Annotated in this window: 16 protein-coding genes and 7 tRNA genes; 4 read left to right on the top strand and 19 right to left on the bottom strand. The window is 58.2% G+C overall.

Annotated features, from left to right (window positions below; translation table 11 throughout):
• Window position 1: 1 nt before the first annotated feature.
• The 11 genes from ACB040_RS12615 to ACB040_RS12565 all read right to left on the bottom strand — a co-directional run bounded on the left by ACB040_RS12615 (window position 2) and on the right by ACB040_RS12565 (window position 14377).
• Entirely contained in the window at window positions 2-1012 is a 1011-nt protein-coding gene (locus tag ACB040_RS12615; protein ID WP_139433854.1) for a hypothetical protein, read from the bottom strand.
• 115 nt (window positions 1013-1127) lie between these two features.
• Window positions 1128-2432, bottom strand: a complete 1305-nt coding sequence (locus ACB040_RS12610) for an NAD(P)/FAD-dependent oxidoreductase (protein ID WP_371154975.1) — start codon at window positions 2430-2432, stop codon at window positions 1128-1130.
• A gap of 159 nt (window positions 2433-2591) precedes the next feature.
• Window positions 2592-3671, bottom strand: coding sequence for a class II fructose-bisphosphate aldolase (fbaA, locus tag ACB040_RS12605; protein WP_005340963.1), 1080 nt, complete (start codon window positions 3669-3671; stop codon window positions 2592-2594).
• Between the two features lie 115 nt (window positions 3672-3786).
• Window positions 3787-4950: a phosphoglycerate kinase gene (locus ACB040_RS12600; protein ID WP_005335436.1), complete on the bottom strand. Its 1164-nt coding sequence runs from the start codon at window positions 4948-4950 to the stop codon at window positions 3787-3789.
• A gap of 61 nt (window positions 4951-5011) precedes the next feature.
• Window positions 5012-6022 carry an erythrose-4-phosphate dehydrogenase gene (epd, locus tag ACB040_RS12595; protein ID WP_005335438.1) on the bottom strand — a complete coding sequence of 337 codons (1011 nt, stop codon included), beginning with the start codon at window positions 6020-6022 and terminating at the stop codon, window positions 5012-5014.
• A gap of 60 nt (window positions 6023-6082) precedes the next feature.
• Entirely contained in the window at window positions 6083-7012 is a 930-nt protein-coding gene (locus ACB040_RS12590; RefSeq protein WP_371154978.1) for an ROK family protein, read from the bottom strand.
• A 112-nt stretch (window positions 7013-7124) separates the two neighbouring features.
• Window positions 7125-8192: a uroporphyrinogen decarboxylase gene (hemE, locus tag ACB040_RS12585; RefSeq protein ID WP_005354434.1), complete on the bottom strand. Its 1068-nt coding sequence runs from the start codon at window positions 8190-8192 to the stop codon at window positions 7125-7127.
• Window positions 8193-8372: 180 nt separating this feature from the next.
• Window positions 8373-9152, bottom strand: a complete 780-nt coding sequence (nudC, locus tag ACB040_RS12580; RefSeq protein ID WP_338773873.1) for an NAD(+) diphosphatase — start codon at window positions 9150-9152, stop codon at window positions 8373-8375.
• Between the two features lie 220 nt (window positions 9153-9372).
• Window positions 9373-12537: a bifunctional proline dehydrogenase/L-glutamate gamma-semialdehyde dehydrogenase PutA gene (putA, locus tag ACB040_RS12575; protein ID WP_371154981.1), complete on the bottom strand. Its 3165-nt coding sequence runs from the start codon at window positions 12535-12537 to the stop codon at window positions 9373-9375.
• 335 nt (window positions 12538-12872) lie between these two features.
• Window positions 12873-13478, bottom strand: a complete 606-nt coding sequence (locus tag ACB040_RS12570) for a TIGR04211 family SH3 domain-containing protein (RefSeq protein ID WP_005335443.1) — start codon at window positions 13476-13478, stop codon at window positions 12873-12875.
• A 146-nt stretch (window positions 13479-13624) separates the two neighbouring features.
• Window positions 13625-14377, bottom strand: a complete 753-nt coding sequence (locus ACB040_RS12565) for a potassium channel family protein (RefSeq protein ID WP_227342006.1) — start codon at window positions 14375-14377, stop codon at window positions 13625-13627.
• A gap of 101 nt (window positions 14378-14478) precedes the next feature.
• Between ACB040_RS12565 and ACB040_RS12560 the strand changes: the two genes are divergently transcribed.
• Complete coding sequence (locus tag ACB040_RS12560; protein ID WP_005362726.1) at window positions 14479-15729, top strand: methyl-accepting chemotaxis protein; 1251 nt, start codon at window positions 14479-14481, stop codon at window positions 15727-15729.
• Window positions 15730-15873: 144 nt separating this feature from the next.
• On the opposite strand, the gene gltX is transcribed toward ACB040_RS12560, so the two are convergent.
• Entirely contained in the window at window positions 15874-17289 is a 1416-nt protein-coding gene (gene gltX / locus ACB040_RS12555; protein ID WP_371154984.1) for a glutamate--tRNA ligase, read from the bottom strand.
• 252 nt (window positions 17290-17541) lie between these two features.
• Here gltX and ACB040_RS12550 point away from each other — a divergent pair, with 252 nt between their 5' ends.
• The 3 genes from ACB040_RS12550 (at window position 17542) to ACB040_RS12540 (ending at window position 20896) form a co-directional block, all read left to right on the top strand.
• A complete protein-coding gene (locus ACB040_RS12550; protein ID WP_338773866.1) occupies window positions 17542-19644 on the top strand; it encodes a methyl-accepting chemotaxis protein in 2103 nt (700 codons plus the stop codon).
• Window positions 19645-19743: 99 nt separating this feature from the next.
• Entirely contained in the window at window positions 19744-20412 is a 669-nt protein-coding gene (locus tag ACB040_RS12545) for a LysM-like peptidoglycan-binding domain-containing protein (protein ID WP_194496624.1), read from the top strand.
• 274 nt (window positions 20413-20686) lie between these two features.
• Window positions 20687-20896: a cold-shock protein gene (locus ACB040_RS12540; RefSeq protein WP_005338972.1), complete on the top strand. Its 210-nt coding sequence runs from the start codon at window positions 20687-20689 to the stop codon at window positions 20894-20896.
• A gap of 229 nt (window positions 20897-21125) precedes the next feature.
• Here the strand turns inward: ACB040_RS12540 and ACB040_RS12535 are convergent.
• From ACB040_RS12535 to ACB040_RS12505, 7 genes are all read right to left on the bottom strand, one after another.
• A tRNA-Gly gene (locus tag ACB040_RS12535) sits at window positions 21126-21201 on the bottom strand.
• Between the two features lie 24 nt (window positions 21202-21225).
• Window positions 21226-21301, bottom strand: a tRNA-Gly gene (locus ACB040_RS12530).
• Between the two features lie 24 nt (window positions 21302-21325).
• Window positions 21326-21401 (bottom strand) — tRNA-Gly (locus ACB040_RS12525).
• Between the two features lie 24 nt (window positions 21402-21425).
• Window positions 21426-21501 (bottom strand) — tRNA-Gly (locus ACB040_RS12520).
• Between the two features lie 25 nt (window positions 21502-21526).
• Window positions 21527-21602 (bottom strand) — tRNA-Gly (locus ACB040_RS12515).
• A gap of 33 nt (window positions 21603-21635) precedes the next feature.
• Window positions 21636-21711 (bottom strand) — tRNA-Gly (locus tag ACB040_RS12510).
• A 37-nt stretch (window positions 21712-21748) separates the two neighbouring features.
• Window positions 21749-21824: transfer RNA gene (locus ACB040_RS12505), tRNA-Gly, on the bottom strand.
• Window positions 21825-21912: the final 88 nt, after the last annotated feature.

The raw sequence follows: 21912 nt of genomic DNA, 5'->3' as shown, positions 1-21912 counted from the left end.
CTCAGTCAGCAGAACTTATATGGATAGATTCAGCTCTCACTATATGAGCCTGCTTTATCACTCCATTAGCTTCTCTTGCGTTTACATGTAGCCGGATTGGCAGCTGTTGCCATTCGGCTTTCTGAATTAATTTTATATAATCTGGGTTTATTTTCTCATCAACAATCATGGCAATAAATGATTCATTTGTACTTGTATTCTTTAATTTAACTTTAAACTCACCTGTTTTAGATGAGTCAACACCTAAAATCCTATAACTGCCATCCAAATATACTTCATTGGACTTCTTTCTTTCAGTCTTTGTTAATTCGACAGCCACATCACCTGATATATCCATTCCCTGCATAGTTATCAAGGTTGCATCACTAGACCGTTTTAAAATCTCATTGGATGCAGATGCGTAATATTGATTTATTGTTTTCAAGCGTGGCTGTTCGTCAATAATATCCTTCAATATTTTTAGCCGTTCAGTCTCCCCCTCTTGACTTAACTTTAGTTGCTCTATCAGGCCTCTTTGTTCTTCACTTTTTATCTCTGCAAGACGAACTTCTTTTTGCCCTTCTAAATAAGAATTAAATGCAGAGTTAGATCCATAAATTGCGGCTATACCGAGCACCATAATCACTAAGTGCTTACTCTCCATTTTCCCCACCATGGAATTACAAATGTTCTCAAGAATCTCCTGAAAATTAATTTCAAACAATGAACTACCAGGCTGAACTTTTACTCTTATTTCTAATAAGTCCTTCTCTATTTGTTTCAACCCTCTTATTTGCACAGTATTATATCGTGCTAAAGAGTAAGCTCTAAATATAGATGACTGCATTTCAATAAAAGCTTTCATCAATTCAGGCGTGATAGTTGAATCAAATTTATCACCATGTAAATGAATAGACATAGTTGGCCAACCATCAAAGCGAATAGCTAATCCATCAAAATCTAACTTATCATTTTTAATAAGATTTAAAGAATTATACAAATCCGCTTCTGACTTTATAACCAACTCATTCATAATCACACTCTGATAAATTAGTAAATATGCCGCCAATGATATGTTCATACGAGAACATGAACAACATTTTAATCTCGTTTTTTGTCACATAATTTAAATTAGGAAAAAGTTTCGTTTATAAAACATCTTTTATCCGGTGCCACAGCATCCCCAGTGCCAGCAGCGGGGAGCGCAGCGCCGGGCCGCCGGGGAAGGTGATATGGGGCACGCTGGCGAAGAGATCGAAACCACGGCTCTCGCCGCGGATCGCCTCGGCTACCAGCTTGCCCGCCATATGGGTGGCATTGAGGCCGTGACCCGAGTAGGCCTGGGCGTAGAGCACGTTGGGGTGAGCCTTCAATCGGCCAATCTGCGGCAGCCGGTTGGCGCCAATCCCGATCATCCCGCCCCACTGAAACTCGATGGCGGTGCCAGCCAGCTCGGGGAAGACCCGCAGCATCTTGGGCAACATGAAGGCCTTGATATCGCGGGGATCCCTTCCCGAGTAGTTGCAGGCCCCGCCAAACAGCAGGCGACCGTCGGCGGAGAGACGGTAGTAGTCGAGCGCCACGTTCTGATCGCACACCGCCATGTTTTGCGGCAGCAAGCGCTGGCGCAAGCGGCGATCCAGCACTTCGGTGGCAAGGATGTAGGAGCCGGCCGGCAGCACCCGCCCGCCCAGCTCCGGATTGAGGTCGTTGAGATAGGCGTTGCAGCCGATAACCAGATAGTCGGCAGTGACCCGGCCGTGGGCGGTGGTCACTTCAACCTGCTTGCCGTAATCGATATGGGTCACTCTGGAGTGTTCAAACAGGGAAACCCCGAGGCTGGCTGCGGCGCGCGCCTCGCCGAGCGCCAGATTGAGGGGATGGAGATGGCCTGAGCCCATGTCGATAAGGCCGCCGATATAGCGATCCGACCCCACCACGCTATGGATATCTTCGCGCGGCACCAGCTTGAGTTCGTGCTCATAGCCAAGGCTCGCCAGATGGTCGAGATCTTCCTCAAAGCCGGCCAGATGGCGCTGACGGGTGGCAAGGTCGCAGTAACCCCAGGTGAGATCGCACTCGATATTGAAACGCTCGACCCGCTCGCGTACCAGCTGCACCGCCTCCAGCCCCATCAAATCGAGCTCGCGCACTCCTTGCTCGCCAATCCAGCGGGCAAACTGGCTGGTATCGTGGCCGATACCGCGAATAAGCTGACCGCCGTTGCGCCCGGAGGCGCCCCAGCCGATACGGTTGGCCTCCAGCAAGGCGACCTTGTAACCGGCATCAGCCAGATTGATGGCGGTATTGAGACCGGTAAAACCGCCGCCGATGATGCAGACGTCAGCCTTGTGCTCCCCCTCCAGCTCGGGCCACTGTTGCGAGTCGTTGCGGGTGGCCGCGTAGTAGGAGGCGACGTGCTCCTGATATCCGTTGTGCTTTCCTGCCTGCATACTCAGCATCCTGCCTTGGTTGCAAATTGTTTAATAAAATAAGCAAAGTTGTTTCGATAATACCCAGTTCCTCCTCCACTCACCAACCGGTGCGGATCACAGAAATGCAAAAGGCACCCCGAAGGGCGCCTTTTCATGCAATCAAGGTGCGGTAACGAATTACAGTACGTCGATGGCGTTCAGGTCGGAGAATGCTTTCTCCAGACGAGCGATCATGGAAGTCTGACCTTCACGCAGCCATACGCGCGGATCGTAGTACTTCTTGTTCGGCTTGTCGGCGCCTTCCGGGTTGCCCAGCTGGCCTTGCAGGTAAGCTTCGTTCTTCTTGTAGAAGTTCAGCAGACCTTCCCAGGTTGCCCACTGGGTGTCGGTGTCGATGTTCATCTTCACTACGCCGTAGGAGATGGACTCGCGGATCTCTTCCAGAGTGGAACCTGAACCACCGTGGAATACGAAGTCCAGAGACTTGGCTGGAACGCCAAACTTCTCGGAAACGTACTTCTGGGAAGCGTCCAGGATGGACGGGGTCAGCTTGACGTTACCCGGCTTGTATACACCGTGTACGTTGCCGAAGGAGGCAGCGATGGTGAAACGCGGGCTGATCTTGGACAGACGCTCGTAAGCGTAAGCAACATCTTCCGGCTGGGTGTACAGAGCGGACTGATCCATGTGGCTGTTGTCGACGCCGTCTTCTTCGCCACCGGTGCAACCCAGTTCCAGCTCCAGAGTCATGTTCATCTTGGCCATGCGGGTCAGGTACTCGCAGCAGATGTCGATGTTCTCTTCCAGAGACTCTTCGGACAGATCCAGCATGTGGGAGGAGAACAGCGGCTTGCCAGTTTCAGCAAAGTGCTTCTCGCCCGCTTCCAGCAGACCGTCGATCCACGGCAGCAGCTTCTTGGCAGCGTGGTCAGTGTGCAGGATTACCGGCACGCCGTAGGCTTCGGCAACAGCGTGAACGTGCTTGGCACCAGAGATGGCACCCAGGATGGCAGCTTTCTGACCTTCCAGCTTCAGACCCTTACCGGCGGTGAACACGGCACCACCGTTGGAGAACTGAACGATAACCGGCGCTTTAACCTTGGCGGCAGCTTCCAGTACGGCGTTAACGGAGTCGGTACCAACGCAGTTTACGGCCGGCAGAGCAAAGCCGTTCTCTTTAGCGATGGCGAACACTTTCTGAACGTCATCACCAGTGATCACGCCGGGTTTTACGAAGTCGAAAATTTTCTTAGACATGTTTAATCGTCCTGTCTCGTATGCCGTTAATAAAAAATGGGGGGTTCATCATGAACCGGCACAGCGGGCACATGATAAACGAAACGGGAGGCTTTTGCCCCCCGTTCCGGGTCAATTAGGCTTTGGCGCGCTGTTCCAGAATCGCAACAGCCGGCAGTACCTTGCCTTCTACGAACTCCAGGAAGGCGCCGCCGCCAGTGGAGATGTAGGAGACTTTGTCAGCGATGCCGAACTTGTCGATAGCAGCCAGGGTGTCGCCACCGCCAGCGATGGAGAAGGCCGGAGAAGCAGCGATGGCTTCAGCGATCACCTTGGTGCCTTCAGCGAACTGGTCGAACTCGAACACGCCAACCGGGCCGTTCCACAGGATGGTCTTGGCGTTCATGATGATGTCAGCCAAGGCCTTGGCAGAATCCGGGCCGATGTCGAAGATCATGTCGCCGTCAGTCACGTCAGAGACGGACTTGATGGTCGCCGGAGTGGACTCGGAGAACTCGGCACCTACAACCACGTCGGTGGTCACAGGAATGTTGGTCTCGGCAGCCAGTTTCTTGGCGGTGTCGATCAGGTCGTGCTCGCACAGGGACTTGCCGACGTTGTGACCGGCAGCAGCGATGAAGGTGTTGGCGATGCCACCACCGACAACCAGCTGGTCAGCGATTTTGGAGAGGGATTCCAGAACGGTCAGCTTGGTGGAGACCTTGGAGCCGCCAACGATGGCAACCATCGGGCGCTCGGGCTTCAGCATGGCTTTGCCCAGCGCTTCCAGTTCACCCGCCAGCAGCGGGCCGGCACAGGCGACCGGAGCGAACTGTGCAACACCGTAGGTGGAACCTTCGGCGCGGTGAGCAGTACCGAACGCATCCATTACAAAGACGTCACACAGGGCGGCGTATTTTTTGGCCAGCTCTTCGGTGTTCTTCTTCTCGCCTTTGTTGAAGCGGCAGTTTTCCAGCACAACCAGCTCACCGGCAGCGACTTCTACGCCATCCAGGTAATCCTTGGCCAGGCGAACCGGGCAGGACAGAGCGTCTTTCAGATAGTTGACAACCGGAGCCAGGGAGAATTCTTCGTTGTATTCACCCTCGGTCGGACGACCCAGGTGGGAGGTGATCATCAGCTTGGCGCCCTTTTCCAGAGCCAGCTTGATGGTCGGCAGAGTCGCAACGATACGTGCATCGGAGGTGACCTTGCCGTCTTTTACCGGTACGTTCAGGTCAGCACGGATCAGAACGCGTTTACCCGCCAGATCCAGGTCAGTCATCTTGATAACAGACATATTCAGTCCTCTATATTTTCCAGGTAATGTTAAAAACAGTAACCTTTCGCCCGGGGCAGGCTCAGCCTGCGGCCATCATGGCCCGGGTGGTATCCAGCATCCGGTTTGCGAAGCCCCATTCGTTATCGCACCACATCAACATCTTGACGAGGTTGGCATCGCTCACCCGGGTCTGGGTACCATCAATGATGCAGGAGTGTGCATCATGATTGAAGTCTACGGAGACCAGAGGTTCTTCCGTGTAATCCAGAATACCGTGTAATGTACCTCTGGATGCCCGTTGCAGGGCTTGATTTACGTCAGTAACTGTCACTTTTTTACGAACAGTAATACTGAGATCCATCGCTGTTACATTGATGGTCGGCACCCGCACCGCGATCGCCTCGAACTTGCCGGCGAAGTGGGGCAGGATACGCTCCAGCCCCTTTGCCAGCTTGGTGTCCACCGGAATGATGGACTGACTGGCAGCGCGGGTTCGGCGCAAGTCACTGTGGTAGGCATCGATGACTTGCTGATCATGCATGGCCGAATGAATTGTCGTAATAGTACCACAATTTATCTCGAATTCTCGATGCAATGTTTCAATCACCGGCACCACGCAGTTGGTGGTACAGGAGGCGTTGGAGACGATCCGCTCCGCTCCGGTGAGGGTATGATGGTTGACCCCGTAGACCACGGTGGCATCCACATCCGCATCCGCCGGGTGGGAGAAGAGCACCTTGCCCGCCCCCGCCGCCAGATGCAGCTCGGCATCGGCCCGCGAGCCAAACACCCCGGTGCAATCGAGCACCACATCCACCCCCAGCGCCCGCCACGGCAGCTTTGACGGATCCCGCTCGGCAAAGAGAGAGATGAGATCCTCCCCCACCAGCATGCTGTTGCCCGCCAGTTGCACCGGATGGTGGAAGCGACCGTGACTGGTATCGTAACGGGTCAGGTGCACCATGGCCTCGGGGGCCGCCAGCTCGTTGATGGCGACGATCTTGATGGTCTTGTCGCGCCCGCTTTCATAGAGGGCTCGCAACACGTTGCGACCGATCCGCCCGTAACCATTGATGGCAATCTTGATCATCGAGAATCCGTTTCCTTGAACCAGCAACAGGGCGGCGCACCGGCCGCCCGGGAGCCCCGGCTACGACAGCAGGGCCTCCTTGAATTCACCGCGGGCCAGCAGTGCGGCCCCGAATACCCCGGCACTGTCACCAAGGGCAGGAGCAATAATGGGGGTTGCGAAGCGGGGATTAAAGAGGAAGGGCAAAATTGTCTGTCGTCCGGCGCTGTAAAGGCTCTGCACATTGCCCACCCCGCCACCGATGACGATCACATCCGGGTCGAGAATGTTGACCACATTGGCCAGCGCCTGACCAAACAGCAGGTGCAGCCGGTCGATGGTGAGCTTGGCGATGTGATCGTGGGCGGTGGCAGCCGCGATTTGGGCGAGCGAGAGGTGGCGCTTGGCCTTCGCCTCGTACCAGGCCTCCAGCGCCGGACCGCTGATCAGGGTCTCGACGCAGCCACGCTTGCCGCAGTAGCACTCGGGGCCATCAGGGGAAAGCACGTTGTGGCCCCACTCACCAGCGATGCCGTGGTGGCCGTTAAGGATCTGGCCGTTGATGACGATGCCGGAGCCGACCCCGGTGCCCATGATGATGCCGAACACCACTTTCGCATCAGGATGGTGCTGGCGCACTGCACCGAGATGGGTTTCTGCCAGCGCAAAGCAGTTGGCGTCGTTGGCGATCAGCACCGGCACGCCCAGCTTGCGCTCCAGATCCTCCTTGAACGGCTTGCCGTTGAGCTCGGTGGTGTTGCAGTTCTTCATCAGGCCGGTCTGTGGATCCCGCGCGCCGGGGGTGCCCATGCCGATGACGGCCGGGCGCTGGCCAATCTTCTCGGCGCACTCAGCTACCAGCTTGGCGATCTGGCCGATCATATGGTCATAACCGCCCGCTCGCTCGGTGGGGATGCGGTGGCGCAGCAGCACCTCGTCGCCATCCAGCACCACGCATTCACACTTGGTACCGCCAAGATCGATACCCCAATCCAGTGACTTGCTGCTCATCTTGCCTCCTGCTCGGCCGCCACGCGCTCGTCGTCGCAGCGCCATTTTTTAATGTAAAACGGGGCCTGACGGCCCCGGATATCAAACAAACTCTTCTTCTCTCGCCCCGGCCTTAGCGACCGTGGTACTGGGCAGAGAGCTCGTGTACCGCGTTGACGAACACGCCGGCGTGTTCCGGGTTCACATCCTGATGGATGCCGTGGCCGAGGTTGAATACATGGCCATTGCCGTGACCGAAACCGGCCAGAATGGAGGCTACCTCTTCACGAATGCGAGCGGGAGTGGCGTAGAGCATGGAGGGATCCATGTTGCCCTGCAGCGCCACCTTGTCGCCGACCCGGCGCTTGGCATCGGCGATGTCGGTGGTCCAGTCCAGACCCAGCGCATCGCAACCGGTGGCGGCGATCTGCTCCAGCCACTGACCGCCGTTCTTGGTGAACAGGGTGACCGGCACACGGCGACCGTCGTGCTCGCGGATCAGGCCATCGACAATCTTGTGCATGTACTGCAGGGAGAAATCGCGGTAATCGCGCGGGGTGAGCACGCCGCCCCAGGTGTCGAACACCATGACCGCTTGGGCACCCGCCTTGATCTGGGCGTTGAGATAGCTAATCACGCTGTCGGCCAGCTTGTCGAGCAGCAGGTGCAGGGTTTGCGGCTCCGCGTACATCATCTGCTTGATCTTGGTGAATGCCTTGGAGCTGCCCCCCTCCACCATGTAGGTGGCCAGGGTCCAGGGGCTGCCGGAGAAGCCGATCAGCGGCACTTCGCCCTTCAGCTCGCGGCGAATGGTGCGCACCGCATTCATCACGTAGCCCAGCTCATCTTCCGGATCCGGAATGGGCAGCGCCTGCACGTCGGCCATGGAGGTGATCGGGCGCTCGAAACGCGGGCCTTCACCCTGCTCGAAGTAGAGACCCAGCCCCATGGCATCGGGCACGGTGAGGATGTCGGAGAAGAGGATGGCGGCATCGAGCGGGTAGCGGCGCAGCGGCTGCAGGGTGACTTCACAGGCCAGCTCGGCATTGCGGCACAGGGACATGAAATCCCCCGCCTGGGCGCGAGTCGCCTTGTATTCCGGCAGATAGCGCCCTGCCTGGCGCATCATCCATACCGGCGTCATGTCTACATCCTGACGCAGCAAAGCGCGCAGGTATCGATCGTTCTTCAGCTCTTTCATCCCAGTTCCTGAATTCATATCACGCATAAAATGGCGGTCATAATACCACTTTGCCCAGTCAAGCGGACTGCCCAAAACGTGGCAAATGGGTGATCGGTTGCAAAGATGTGAAGGGGCGCAAACCAGAGCGCCCCGTTTTTATAAAGAAGTGCAAAAAGGTTGGCGAAAAGATAAGCGCCGTTACCCCTCGCCAGCCAGTGACAACTCGATCAGCCGCCGGGCAATGGTGCCGTGGGGCGGCAAGCGCGGCAGCCGGTCGGCGGCAAAGAAAGCGGCGGCCACCAGTTCGTCATCCTGCACCTTGATCTCGCCGCTCTCGTAGTCGGCGGTAAAGCCCATCATCAGGCTGTGGGGGAAGGGCCAGGGCTGGCTCGCCACATAGCGCACATTGCGCACCCGGATGCCGCTCTCCTCGAACACCTCCCGTGCCACGCACTGCTCGAGATTCTCCCCCGCCTCCACAAAGCCGGCCAGCACGGTATACATGGGATCGTCCGCCTGATAGTGACGGCGATGGGCCGCCAGCAGGAGCTCCGGCCCCTTGCGCACCGCCACTATGATGCAGGGGGAGATGCGCGGATAGACGCTGTGGCCGTGGTGGCACATCTGCGCCCACTCCCCCATCTTCGGGGTCATGGGGGCGCCGCACTCGCCGCAGAAACGGTGGGTGCGGCGGAAAGTGACGAGCTGCCAGGCACGGCCCGCGAGACGAAACCCCTCTTCGTCACCCGCCACCATCAGCTGGCGCAGGGGGGCCATCATAGTCGTGTCGGCCTCAGCCCCCAGATCGAGCAGATAGCAGGGCAGCCCCTGCCACTCATCAAAACGCTCGAAACGGGCACCGGCCAGCGCTGCGGGCAGGCACGCTTTACTTCCTTGTGGCACCTCTCCCTGCTGATCGAGCAGTACCAGATGATCGCCCCCCAGCACGAACCAGCAGGCTTGTTCGGTTAATGACATCGGATAAACACTCTCGTTAAAACAAAACCCTGACCACGGCTGGCCGACCAAGGGGCAAACGCCGCACGAATGGCTCCCATCTTACGACCAGCACGGGTCGCTGACGACCCCGCCGTGGCCGATTGTCTCATTCGTAAAAACGGATGGCGCAAATAAAGAGGCCGCCCGAAGGCGGCCCGCTGTTATCCGGCATCCAGTATCCGGCCTCTACCGACGCGGATCAGGCATCGCCCATCGCCAGCAGGGAGGCGTTGCCGCCCACTGCAGTGGTGTTGATGGTGCGGGTCTTCTCGGTAACAAACCGCCCGAGATAGTGGGGGCCACCCGCCTTGGGGCCGGTGCCGGAGAGCCCCTGCCCGCCGAACGGCTGCACCCCGACCATGGCACCGATCTGGTTGCGGTTGATGTAGACGTTACCGACGTTGATGCGGCTCGCCAGCTCCTCGGCGTGGGATTCGTTGCGGCTGTGGATCCCGAGCGTCAGGCCGTAACCAGTGCCGTTGATGTCGCCGATCACCTTGTCCAGATCCCGGGTGGCGTAGCGCACCACGTGCAGGATGGGGCCGAACTGCTCCTTGGCCAGCTCGCGGATGGAGCCGATCTCCAGCGCGGTCGGCTGGACAAAGTGCCCTTCCATGGTCGCGGCGGGCATCGGCGCCTGGGCAATCAGGCGAGCTCGCGGGATCATCCGGGCCAAATGGGCATCCAGCCCCGCCTTGGCATCGGCATCGATCACCGGGCCGACGTCGGTGTTGTGCTCGGCCGGGTTGCCCACTTTGAGCTCCTGCATGGCGCCAGTGAGGATCTCCAGCACCCGCTCGGCGATCTCCTCCTGCAGGTAGAGCACCCGCAGGGCCGAGCAGCGCTGACCGGCGCTCTGGAAGGCGGCGCTCACCACGTCGCGCACCACCTGTTCCGGCAGGGCGGTGGAGTCAACGATCATGGCGTTCTGGCCGCCGGTCTCGGCGATGAGCGGCAGGATGGCTCCATCGCGCTGGGCCAGGGTCATGTTGATCAGCTTGGCGGTCTCGGTGGAGCCGGTGAAGCAGACGCCGCCGATACGCGGATCGGCTGTCAACTTGGCACCCACGGTGGCGCCGTCACCGGGCAGCAATTGCAGTACGTCGCCCGGAATACCGGCCTGATGGGCCAGCGTCACCGCCAGATGGGCGATAAGGCCGGTCTGCTCCGCCGGTTTGGCGATGACGGTGTTGCCGGTGGCCAGCGCAGCAGCAATTTGGCCGAGGAAGATCGCCAGCGGGAAGTTCCACGGGCTGATGCAGACAAAGACACCGCGCCCCTGCAGGAACAGCTCGTTCTGCTCGCCGGTATAACCGGGCAGCAGGGTCGCCTGCCCCATCAGGCTGCGGGCCTGCACCGCGTAGTAGCGGCAGAAATCGACCGCTTCACGCACCTCGTCGATGCCATCTTGCAGCAGCTTGCCCGCCTCGCGGGTACAGAGGGAGACAAACTGCTCACGGTTCGCTTCCAGCAGATCCGCCAGCTTCTCCAGCACGGCGGCACGCTCGCTCACCGGGGTTTCTCGCCAGCGCGGGAAGGCGGCGTGGGCAGATGCCAAGGCCTGCTCCACCGCCTGCTCGTCGGCCCAGTGGATCTTGCCGACAGTCAGGCTCACATCCTGCGGGCTCAGCACGGTGCGAGCCTCGCTGCGCTTGAGGGTCTCGCCATCGACGATGGGGCCCGCCAGCCACTGCTTGCTCTCCAGCTCTTTCAAGCGGGCGAAGAAGGGGCGCTGGATGGAGAGAATGTTCATGTTGACGCCGCTGGAGTTCTTGCGGTCGCTGAACAGGTTCACCGGCTGCGGAATGCGGTCGTTGGAAAAGCCGGAGTAGCGCTTGAGGGTGCGCAGCGGGTGCTCGGCCAGCGAATCGACCGGGGTATTGGGATCCACCAGCTTGTGAACGAAGGAGGTGTTTGCCCCGTTCTCCAGCAGGCGGCGCACCAGATAGGGCAGCAGATCCTTGTGGGCGCCGACCGGCGCATAGATGCGGCAGTGCAGGCCGGGATTGTCGTTCAGCACCGCGTTGTGCAGCTCCTCCCCCATGCCGTGCAGACGCTGGAACTCGAACTGGCGATCACCAGCCATCTCCAGAATGCTGACCACGGTATTGGCGTTGTGGGTGGCGAACTGTGGAGCGATAAAGCCGCGAGTCGGCTCGCTCAGCAGGTAGCGGGCGCAGGCGAGGTAGGAGATATCGGTGCCCGCCTTGCGGGTAAACAGCGGGTAGCCGGGCAGGCCCGCCTGCTGGGCATATTTCAGTTCGCTGTCCCAGTAGGCGCCTTTTACCAAGCGAACCGGAATGAGGTCACCCTGCTCGCGGGCCAGTGCGGTGAGCCAGCAGAGTACCGGCAGGGCGCGTTTGGAGTAAGCCTGCACCACCATGCCGAGCTTGCCCCAGCCACGGTTGGCATCGGAGCGGTAGAGCTGCTCGAACAGATCCAGCGATAGCTCGAGGCGGTCCATCTCCTCGGCATCGATGCTGATGGCCACATCCTTGTCGCGGGCCAGACGCACCAGCCCCACCAGCCGCTCGCACATCTCGCCGAGCACCCGTTCGCGGTTCGCCACGTCATAGCGCGGATGGAGCGCCGAGAGCTTGATGGAGATGGAAGGGGCCGGGCCGCCGTCGCTGATGCGCTCGTTGCCGACAGCCTCGATGGCGTTACGATAATCGGTCAGATACTTGTCGGCATCCTGCATGGTCAGCGCCGATTCGCCCAGCATGTCGTAGGTGTGGGTGTAGCCCAGCTCGCGGGATTTGCGGCTCGCCTTGAGTGCCTCCTTCATATCGCGCCCCAGCACGAACTGCTTGCCCATGATCTTCATGGCGGCATACATGGCGGAGCGCACCACCGGCTCCCCCAGCTTGTTGACCATGCGCCCCAGCAGGTTGGCCGGGTTGCCGTCGAGCTTTTTGTCGAGCTTGATGATCTTGCCGGTCAGCATCAGCCCCCAGGTGGAGGCGTTGACCAGAGTAGAGTCGCTCTTGCGGAAATGGGATGACCAGTTGGCGCCGGAGAGCTTGTCCTTGATCAGGGCATCGGCGGTCTCGGCATCGGGAATGCGCAGCAGCGCCTCGGCCAGACACATCAGGATGATCCCCTCCTGGGTATCGAGGCTGTACTCCTGCAGGAAGGCGTCGATACCGTCACCGGAGCCGCTCTCCTTGCGCACCTTGGTCACCAGGGTGCGGGCACGCTGGGTCACCTGCTCCAGCGAGGCGCCATCCCCCGGCAACATGGCCGACAGTTCGGCCAGATAGGCATTTTCATCCACCACGTAGTTCTGGGTGATGGCTTCGCGCAGGGCGGCCAGATCAGAGGGGATATAGTCAGCGGCAAGCACTTGAGTAGCTTTGAACATATGGGGTCTTCCTGTACGCCCTAGGGCTGATATCGACAAAGGCGGACGCGCCGCCGAAACGCCGATAATGTATACAATGTTGCACCCTATATGAAATGAATTTGTTGCCACTCTTTAACAAAGATCGCTCATTCACCCCATGAATTCCCTTTTGAAGCCAATACGCCAGCAAGCGTGAGGGTCATCTGACTTCATTTTGTATACGATCTGCCACCGCCCGCCCTGTCGCAAAGCAACCACGCATTCCGCCCAATACCGGATGTCCCCAATGCGCCCCAAAAAAAAGAAGGGCCGCCACGGCGACCCTTCTCAGCAATTCATTCAGCCAGAGGCTGTCAGTTCATCCAGCGATCGCCACGGCTGCGACGACGGGGCAGCATGGGCAGCAGGATGCCAAGCAGGATACCGGCACCCACCATGGCACCACCACGGATAAACCAGTCCATCTGCATGTCGTGCTCCTGGTTGTCGTAGCTTTGGGTCAGGGCATCATTCTGCTCTTTGAGATTGCTCATCTCCTCACCCTGACTGACCAGCTGGGCCTTGAGAGCGGCGATCTCCTTGCTCTGGGCAGCGATCTGGCCATCCTTCTCGGTGAAGCGTTTCTCGTTGTCACCGTTAAGGTTCTGCAAGCGATCTTTAAGCTCATCGCGCTCTTTTTCCACCTGGGGCAGACGCTCGCGCAGGCTGATCTGGCTCTGCAGTTCGCTGTTTTTGATCCACCCCTCGCGGCCACGACCGTCCACCACCTGGGTGAAACCGGCCTCGCTGTTCACCGCCTTTACCTCCAGCGGTTCACCAGCCTTGACGCTGCCAAGGATCCGGTACTGGGTACCCGGGCCATTGTGGATATAGGTAAAGATGTTGTCTGAAACATAACGGGTATCGGCCAGTGCCTGTTGGGCACACAAGCAGATCAAAATCCCGAGAAGGGCGCGCATGGTCGATCGGTTCTCTTTTTCAGGTTTGGACAAGAGGTTGAATGTTAAGCCGCCAGCAGGTTAAAGGACAAGCAAAGAAAAAGCACCTCCCCCCAGATAAAGAGCGCAGAGTTGCGAGTCACCTCGCAACTTGCCCGTCTGCGGTCTCACTTGTTTTTCAGCTCCTGCACCTCGCTGCGCAGGGCGCGGATCTCCCGCAGCAGCTCCTCTTGCTGGTTGTTGTAGTGATGACGCCACTTGTCGGTCTCGCCATCCCCCTTGTTGGGCTGCAAAAACAGGCTGGCCATGAAACCGCTGATGGCACCGAACAGACCGACCCCGAACAAGATCAGCAGGCTGGCGACAAACCGCCCCTCCTCGGTCTTGGGCACCAGATCGCCGTAACCGACTGTCGAGAGGGTCACCAGCGTCCACCAGAACGCGTCATAGGGTGTCTCAATCTGGCTGCCGGGCTGGCCTGACTCAATCCAGAACATGACGCCGGAGCCCACCCCCAGCAGCAGGAAGAACAGAAACAGGATGCCGGAGAGAGTGGTCTCGTTGCGCTCGCGACGGAACATGGCCCAGAGATCCGGGTGCTCCTTGAACAGCTGATAGACCCGCCACAGCTGGATCAACCGCGCCCAGCGCAGTTGCTCCGCCATCGGCAGGCTACCCGGCAGATAGATCCAGTTGGCCTTGAAATAGGCCTTGCGATCGGAGGCCCGGATCCAGCCATAAGCAAAGTGCGCGAGGAAGAAGTAGCAGATCAGACTGTCGAGGTCATAGAAGAGCTGCAGGGTCTGTGGTGTCAGGCTCTCATGGCCCCACCAGCGGGCCGTCACCAGTACAACCGAGATAATCGACAGAAATGCCATCAGCAGATCCATCGCCCGCAGATGAGTTAAGTGATGTCGCATACATTTTCCAACTTTAAGCACAGTGCAAATTAATAAAAGAGAAGATAATGCCGATAGTCCTGAGGGCAAAGGAAAAAACGGCTTTTAAAAGGAGAATGACAATGCAGCTGAACCTGCTGGAGAAAAGAATGAGCAACATCCGGTTGGTACCCAAAGTGGTGCTGCTGATGGTGTTCAGTACCCTCCTGCTACTGACAAAACTCTGGTTTGACGCCAACAATCTGGAAGCGACCCTGCTCAGCGAAGGGCTCGATCCCGCCAAGGCGGATGCGATCTCCAATCGCCTGCTCTGGACCGGCCTGATGGAGACCGCCATCATGGGGCTGCTGTTCGTGATCCTGCTGCTCACCGGCTCCCGCCTGATGGTCAAGCAAGTGCACTATCTGGTGGGCCTGCTGGAGCGCTTCGCCAAGCGGGACCTCAGCCACAAGGTACTGCTCAAGTCTCGTGACGAATTCGGTGACATCGCCAAGGCAGTCTCCCACTCGCAGGAGAACCTCAAAGAGGTGTTTGGCAACCAGCGCGCCGCCTGCAAGGAGCTCAACGACATCGCCTCCCAGGTGACCCTTTGCATGGAAGAGGCCAACGAAGCGATCAACGAAGAGTTCACCCAGATCGAACAGCTGGCCAGCGCCATGAGCCAGATGGTCGGCGCCATTCGCGAAGTGGCCGCCCATGCGGATCAGGCCTCTCACGCCACCGCCGAAACCAGCCAGCTGGCGGAAGAGGGGAGCCGCTGCGTCGCCGACACCGTCAGCACCATCGACACCCTCTCCGGCAACATCCAACGCTCCGCCACCGTGGTCAACGAGGTGGAGCAGGGGGTCGAGCGCATTGGCTCTGTGGTCGACACCATTCGCGGCATCTCGGAACAGACCAACCTGCTGGCACTTAACGCGGCCATCGAGGCGGCCCGCGCCGGTGAAGCGGGTCGCGGCTTTGCCGTGGTGGCCTCCGAAGTTCGCGAGCTGGCCAACCGGGCTCAGGCCGCCACCGTCGAGATCCAGAAGATGATCGAACAGCTGCAGGGCAATGCCCATCAGGCTGGCGAGCTGATGGCCCAAAGCGTACAGCAGGCCGACAAGGGGGTGGAACAGGTGACCCAGGCCGGTACCCAGCTCGCCACCATAGTGCAGCGGGTACAGGGTGTCGCCGACATGAACCGCCACATCGCCGCCGCCTCCGAGCAACAAAGCTCGGTCGCCGAAGAGATGCGCGGCAATCTGGAGCAGGTCAAGCAGATCGCCGAAGGCTCCGTCGTAGTGCTGCGTGAACTGCAAGAGGCCTCCGAGCTGGTCGAGCAGCACAGCAAGGAGCTCGACAGCCAGATCCAGTCCTTCAAACTGGCGTGACAGCTTTCCTTGGTCGGGCATGACCGCCATTATGCCTCGCCGCCTCTCTGACCATAAAAAAATCCGAAACCAGTGGTTTCGGATTTTTGCTATTCAGTATGTGGCAGAGCGGGGTAATCCCCTCGCCTGCCACATCGGCAGAGCTTACTCGGCAGCCATGCGGGCTTCGATGTAAGCCAGTGCGCGGTCGATACGCGCCAGAACACGCTCCTTACCCACCAGCGCCATTACGGCGTCGATGGCAGGGGATTGGCCCAGACCGGTGACGGCCACACGCAGCGGCATACCAACCTTGCCCATGCCCTGACCCAGCTCGGCAGCGGTCGCTTCAATCAGCTCGTGCAGCGCTTCGGTAGTCCAGCTATCCAGTGCAGCCAGCTTGGTTTTGGCCAGAGCCAGCGGCTCGGCAGCCACGCCGCGCAGGTGCTTCTTGGCAGCGACTTCGTCGATGGCCTCGTACTCTTCGAACAGGTAGCGGCTCTGGGCGGCCATCTCGACCAGGGTGTTACAGCGCTCGGCCAGCAGGGTAACTACCTCGGCCAGCGCCGGGCCATTGCTGGTGTCGATCTTCTGGTTTTCCATGTGCCATGCCAGATGCTTGGCAACATAAGCCGGATCCAGGCTGCGCATGTAGTGGTTGTTCAGCCACAGCAGCTTGTCGGTGTTGAAGGCAGAGGCGGACTTGGAGATGGCATCCAGGCTGAACAGCTTGATCATCTCTTCCAGGCTGAAGATCTCCTGATCGCCGTGGGACCAGCCCAGACGTACCAGATAGTTCAGCAGCGCTTCCGGCAGGTAGCCGTCGTCGCGGTACTGCATCACGGAAACGGCACCGTGGCGCTTGGAGAGCTTGGCACCGTCATCACCCAGGATCATGGAGACGTGGGCAAACTCCGGCACCGGCGCGTTCAGCGCCTTGTAGATGTTGATCTGGCGCGGGGTGTTGTTGATGTGGTCTTCGCCACGCACCACGTGGGTGATCTCCATATCCCAGTCATCGACAACAACACAGAAGTTGTAGGTCGGGGCACCGTCGGTACGGCGGATAATCAGATCGTCCAGCTCGGTGTTGGCGAACTCGATGCGGCCACGGACATGGTCATCGAACACCACTGAACCTTCGGTCGGGTTGCGGAAACGAATGACATGCGGCGCATCGGCCGGGTGATCGTGGGCGTGGTCGCGGCACTTGCCGTCATAACGGGGCTTCTCGCCGTTGGCCATCTGGCCTTCGCGCAGTGCTTCCAGACGCTCTTTGGAGCAGTAGCACTTGTAGGCGCGGCCATCGGCCAGCATCTCGTCGATCAGACCGTTGTAGCGATCGAAGCGCTTGGTCTGGTAGTAGGGGCCCTCATCCCAGTTCAGCTCCAGCCATTCCATGCCCTCAATGATGGCGTCGATCGCCTCCTGAGTGGAACGTTCCAGGTCGGTATCCTCAATACGCAGCACGAACTCACCGCCCTGGTTCTTTGCAAACAACCAGGAATAGAGTGCGGTACGGGCACCGCCGACATGCAAAAAGCCGGTCGGGCTGGGAGCAAAACGGGTTTTGACTTTCATCTTTAAGCCTTGTGTAGAGGGCCTTGGGCCAATTCGTTAGAAAAAACCGTCGCATTTTAGCACCGACAATCACGGATGGGAAAACCATGACGCCATTGCGGGCTAAAGTAGGGGATTAAATTTACTGGCGGGGCGCTTGCCGCCTGATATTTGAAGGGGATCGCAAAACAGAAGTTCTATTTCCTATTTGCTACAACCACTGTCGGCTTCGGTCGATATCCAAATAACACCGCTACTAAAAAGGAAGAGACGATGCAGTTCCGTTCTATCCAGAATCGCATTCTAGTGATGGCCGGGATCGCCATGACCACCGCCTTGGTCATCCTGATCCTGCTCAACCAATACTCGGGTCAGCAGACTCAACAACTCACCATCAGCTCCAGCCGTGAAGCGCTGCAGCAGGAGGCCTGGCAGAAGGTCAGCGCCAATGCCCGCGCCGAGGCGGCCACCATCACCCAACTGCTACAAAAGGCATTGGCATATGACCAACAACTTGCAGGAGTGGTTCAACTGGCCATTTCCAAGGAGCTACCACTGACGCGCCCCAACGTTGTTGCACTAATGAAAAAAACGTTGACCACAGATCCTCAGATATATGGCGTCTTGGCGGGATTTGAGCCCAACGCACTGGACGAGCAAGATAGTAATTATGTCGGCCAGAAGGAGCTGGGCAGTGACAGTAATGGCCGGTTTGTTCCCTATTACTACCGTGACGGGGGTACTATAGGCACAGACCTGCTTTACTCCATTACCAAAACAGATACCGACAGCTTCGGTAACCCAGCCAACGACTATTACAGTTGCCCCCAACAGCATAAAAGTGCATGCCTTATCGATCCCTATGTATTTGATGTCAATGGCAAGCAAGTCATGCTGAGTACCATCTCATCCCCACTGTTTATTGACGGAGACTTCAAGGGGATCATCGGCGTCGATCTTGAGGTTACTGCCCTTAACCAGCAGGCCAAGAGCCTCAACAACAACATCTATGATGGCCAGGGGGAGACCCTGATCGTCAGCGCAGCTGGTGTGATTACAGGTACCAGCGGCAATGACAATATGCTGGGTAAGCATGCCAAAGAGTTGTTGGGCAACAACTGGAAACAGTACCTGCAACAGCAGGAGCAACGTGAAGAGCTCAACGACAATCTGCGTATTTCTGTACCAATCTCGGTTCCGGGAATGAGCCGCAACTGGGCCATCATCGTCACCCTGCCCTACAAGGTGGTTCTGGCGGGCGCCGATCAACTGGAAAGCCAGCTCAATGAGATGAACCGGGCCGCGGTGACCCAGCAATTGGTAGGCGCCGTTATCGTACTGGCGCTGGCGCTGGCCACCATGCTGGTGATTGCCCGCAGCATCACTGGCCCCATCCGTCAGATGGTCAGCCTGGTGGATGACATCGCAGATGGTGAAGGGGATCTCACCAAACGCCTCACGACCCGCTCGGTGGATGAGCTGGGGGATCTGGCCAAGGGGATCAACCGCTTTATCGACAAGCTGCAAGGGCTGCTCGGGGATGTGCTCAAGACTGCCAGCGAGGTGAACCGCTACGCCGGTGACACCGATCGCATCGCCGGTCAGACCGACAACAACCTGCAGCACCATCAGGCGGAGATGGAGCAGATGCTGACCGCGGTACAGGAGATGTCCTACGTCAGTCAGGAGGTCGCCACCCACGCCAACAATACCGCCGACTCGGCCAAACAGGCGCAAAGCGCGGCGGATCAGGGCAAGGAGCGCTTCCAGCAGGTGATCCAGTCGATGCACAAGGTCGCAGCAGAAGCCGGAAAAGGGGCAGAAGTGGTGGAAGGGCTGGCTCACGACAGCGCCCAGATCACCAGCATCCTCACCGTCATTCAGGGTATTGCAGATCAAACCAACTTGCTGGCCCTCAACGCCGCCATCGAGGCTGCACGGGCTGGCGAACAGGGCCGCGGCTTTGCGGTAGTCGCCGACGAAGTGCGCAAACTGGCGGGCAATACCCAGCAGGCGGTGCAGAACACCCAGGAGTTGATAGAGAAGATCCGCCTCAGCTCCACCAATGCAGTCAACGCCATCACCCAAAGCCAGCAGCTGACCCATCAGGCGGTGGGCGAGGCGGATCTGGCGGAAGAGGCGCTTGGCAGCATCTACCAGGCCATCTCCACCATCAACGATATGACCTATCAGATCGCCTCCGCCGCCGAAGAGCAGAGCTCGGTCTCAGAAACCGTCTCTGGCAACCTGTCAAAAACCAACGCACTGGCCAACGACATTGCTCAGGATGCGACCGAAACGGCCAAAGCCAGTCAGGCATTGCGTCAGGCGGCCGACAAATTGCAGCAATTATTGGGTCAATTTCGTCTCAGCTGATAATTTTCCGCTTCAGGACTCTCCCCCTCGGGGGCGAGTCCGTTTACCATAGGCGACGAATTTGCCTGATGGCAGGCAATGTAGTGAGAGGTAAATGCCGTGCCCACCCCGGACCGTCGCCCACGAGGCCATAACAGACGAGCCCAGCAGCGTCGCCAAGACGAATCACAAGGATCCCTGCTCCATCGCATCAATGCCGCGACCCTGTCCCTGCGCCAACGTTTTGGCCAAGGGATGAGCAAACTCGGCCAACGCCGCCAGGATGCCAAAGCAGGCAAATTCAAGCTGTCCAGCCCGCTGCCCCGCAAAAACACCATAGGTCTGCTGATCCTGATCCCGCTCTGGTTGCTGGTACTGGCCTGGGAGCCGGCACCATCTGCACCCAAAGCCGCCCCTTCCGGCTCGCTGGAAGTGCCGCTGGCCGTACCTGCTCAAGCTCTAACTGTCGGTAATGGCGCGGCAGGTAGTGCTCCCGCGGCAGCCAAACCAGTCGAAGAGAAGGTCAACGGTACCTGGCTGCAACACGATGTGCAGGCGGGTGAAACCCTCTACTCCATCTGGCGTAAATTCGAGTTGCCGGGTGCCGAGCTGAGCCGCCTGATCGCCATTGAGGGGCCGGATCGCCCCCTGACCCGCCTGCAATCGGGCCGCTCTATCTTCATCCTGGTGGACGACACCCGCCGCATCCAGCGGGTGGAGATCCGCTCCTACGGTCAGGCAGTCTACCGCTACGACCGGCAGGGCGAAGGGTTCGCCCTCAAGGAATAACAAAAACGGGAGGCGCTGGCTTCCCGTTTTTTTCAGTCAAATATCTTCAAATAAGCTACTGACTTCACAATATTTTTAGCTTGTTCAAAAAACGAAAGGGGTCAAATTGACAAGGATCGGCGCTAACGTACAATCGTTTGTGCTTTAGACAGGGATTGTTCTACGTGCTACTGGGACAAAGAGACGTGGTCAGTCATGAGCCAACCCCTGATTGCAAGGCAAATGCAGCCCAGCACGGGCTTAGTTTCATTTTGTTATTGATAGGATTTAGCACATGTCTGACATTCGCACCGGCCAGGTAAAATGGTTCAACGAAACCAAGGGTTTTGGCTTTATTGAACAATCCCAAGGTCCGGACGTATTCGTTCACTTCTCCTCCATCCAGAGCACCGGTTTCAAAACCCTGGCTGAAGGTCAAAAAGTCCAGTTCACTGTGACCCAGGGCAAAAAAGGCCCTCAGGCTGAGAACGTTACTCTGGTCTAAGCCCGCGCCAGTGAATCATGCAGGAGGAGCCAAGGCCCCTCCTCTTTTTTGCCCGCAATTCTCGCCTTCCACCACCTGTCACAACCGCTTGCCTCGATCAGCCCACAGAGTCCCCCCCCTGTTTGCAGAAGGCGGCTGAGACACGCTGAGTAAACGCCAGATACGACAAAGCATCGCAGCGCGATGTGAAGGGCAATTCAAAGGGATTATGAAAACTTCGAAGAGAGATTGGAGCGGGAAACGAGACTCGAACTCGCGACCCCGACCTTGGCAAGGTCGTGCTCTACCAACTGAGCTATTCCCGCAACAGAATGTCATTTACAAGTGATTGGAGCGGGAAACGAGACTCGAACTCGCGACCCCGACCTTGGCAAGGTCGTGCTCTACCAACTGAGCTATTCCCGCAACGGAATGTCACTTACAAATGTTTGGAGCGGGAAACGAGACTCGAACTCGCGACCCCGACCTTGGCAAGGTCGTGCTCTACCAACTGAGCTATTCCCGCAACAGAATGTCATCTGCAAGTGATTGGAGCGGGAAACGAGACTCGAACTCGCGACCCCGACCTTGGCAAGGTCGTGCTCTACCAACTGAGCTATTCCCGCATCGGAATATCACTTACAAATTTTTTGGAGCGGGAAACGAGACTCGAACTCGCGACCCCGACCTTGGCAAGGTCGTGCTCTACCAACTGAGCTATTCCCGCAACAATTTGATTGTCTTTAGGCTGGCTGATGATTGGAGCGGGAAACGAGACTCGAACTCGCGACCCCGACCTTGGCAAGGTCGTGCTCTACCAACTGAGCTATTCCCGCATCGGGCTGGTTTGCACCAGTGTCATCATCAGATTTTTGGAGCGGGAAACGAGACTCGAACTCGCGACCCCGACCTTGGCAAGGTCGTGCTCTACCAACTGAGCTATTCCCGCAACTACCTTAAAACAGGCCGTACAGCATTTGGTTGCTTGCGCTACTGTACGGGAGCCGAATTATAAGAGCAGTCATTCCAATTGCAAG

It is taken from the genome of Aeromonas sp. S11(2024) (genome assembly GCF_041402345.1).
In the GTDB taxonomy this organism is placed as follows: Bacteria; Pseudomonadota; Gammaproteobacteria; order Enterobacterales; family Aeromonadaceae; genus Aeromonas; species Aeromonas veronii.
This window is presented reverse-complemented; position numbering and strand designations above follow the sequence as displayed.

Bases quoted from the DNA above. Each gene is read 5' to 3' on its own strand.
- ACB040_RS12615 (WP_139433854.1), bottom strand. From the start codon at position 1,012: ATGAATGAGTTGGTTATAAAGTCAGAAGCGGATTTGTATAATTCTTTA.
- ACB040_RS12610 (WP_371154975.1), bottom strand. From the start codon at position 2,432: ATGCAGGCAGGAAAGCACAACGGATATCAGGAGCACGTCGCCTCCTAC.
- fbaA (WP_005340963.1), bottom strand. From the start codon at position 3,671: ATGTCTAAGAAAATTTTCGACTTCGTAAAACCCGGCGTGATCACTGGT.
- ACB040_RS12600 (WP_005335436.1), bottom strand. From the start codon at position 4,950: ATGTCTGTTATCAAGATGACTGACCTGGATCTGGCGGGTAAACGCGTT.
- epd (WP_005335438.1), bottom strand. From the start codon at position 6,022: ATGATCAAGATTGCCATCAATGGTTACGGGCGGATCGGTCGCAACGTG.
- ACB040_RS12590 (WP_371154978.1), bottom strand. From the start codon at position 7,012: ATGAGCAGCAAGTCACTGGATTGGGGTATCGATCTTGGCGGTACCAAG.
- hemE (WP_005354434.1), bottom strand. From the start codon at position 8,192: ATGAAAGAGCTGAAGAACGATCGATACCTGCGCGCTTTGCTGCGTCAG.
- nudC (WP_338773873.1), bottom strand. From the start codon at position 9,152: ATGTCATTAACCGAACAAGCCTGCTGGTTCGTGCTGGGGGGCGATCAT.
- putA (WP_371154981.1), bottom strand. From the start codon at position 12,537: ATGTTCAAAGCTACTCAAGTGCTTGCCGCTGACTATATCCCCTCTGAT.
- ACB040_RS12570 (WP_005335443.1), bottom strand. From the start codon at position 13,478: ATGCGCGCCCTTCTCGGGATTTTGATCTGCTTGTGTGCCCAACAGGCA.
- ACB040_RS12565 (WP_227342006.1), bottom strand. From the start codon at position 14,377: ATGCGACATCACTTAACTCATCTGCGGGCGATGGATCTGCTGATGGCA.
- ACB040_RS12560 (WP_005362726.1), top strand. From the start codon at position 14,479: ATGCAGCTGAACCTGCTGGAGAAAAGAATGAGCAACATCCGGTTGGTA.
- gltX (WP_371154984.1), bottom strand. From the start codon at position 17,289: ATGAAAGTCAAAACCCGTTTTGCTCCCAGCCCGACCGGCTTTTTGCAT.
- ACB040_RS12550 (WP_338773866.1), top strand. From the start codon at position 17,542: ATGCAGTTCCGTTCTATCCAGAATCGCATTCTAGTGATGGCCGGGATC.
- ACB040_RS12540 (WP_005338972.1), top strand. From the start codon at position 20,687: ATGTCTGACATTCGCACCGGCCAGGTAAAATGGTTCAACGAAACCAAG.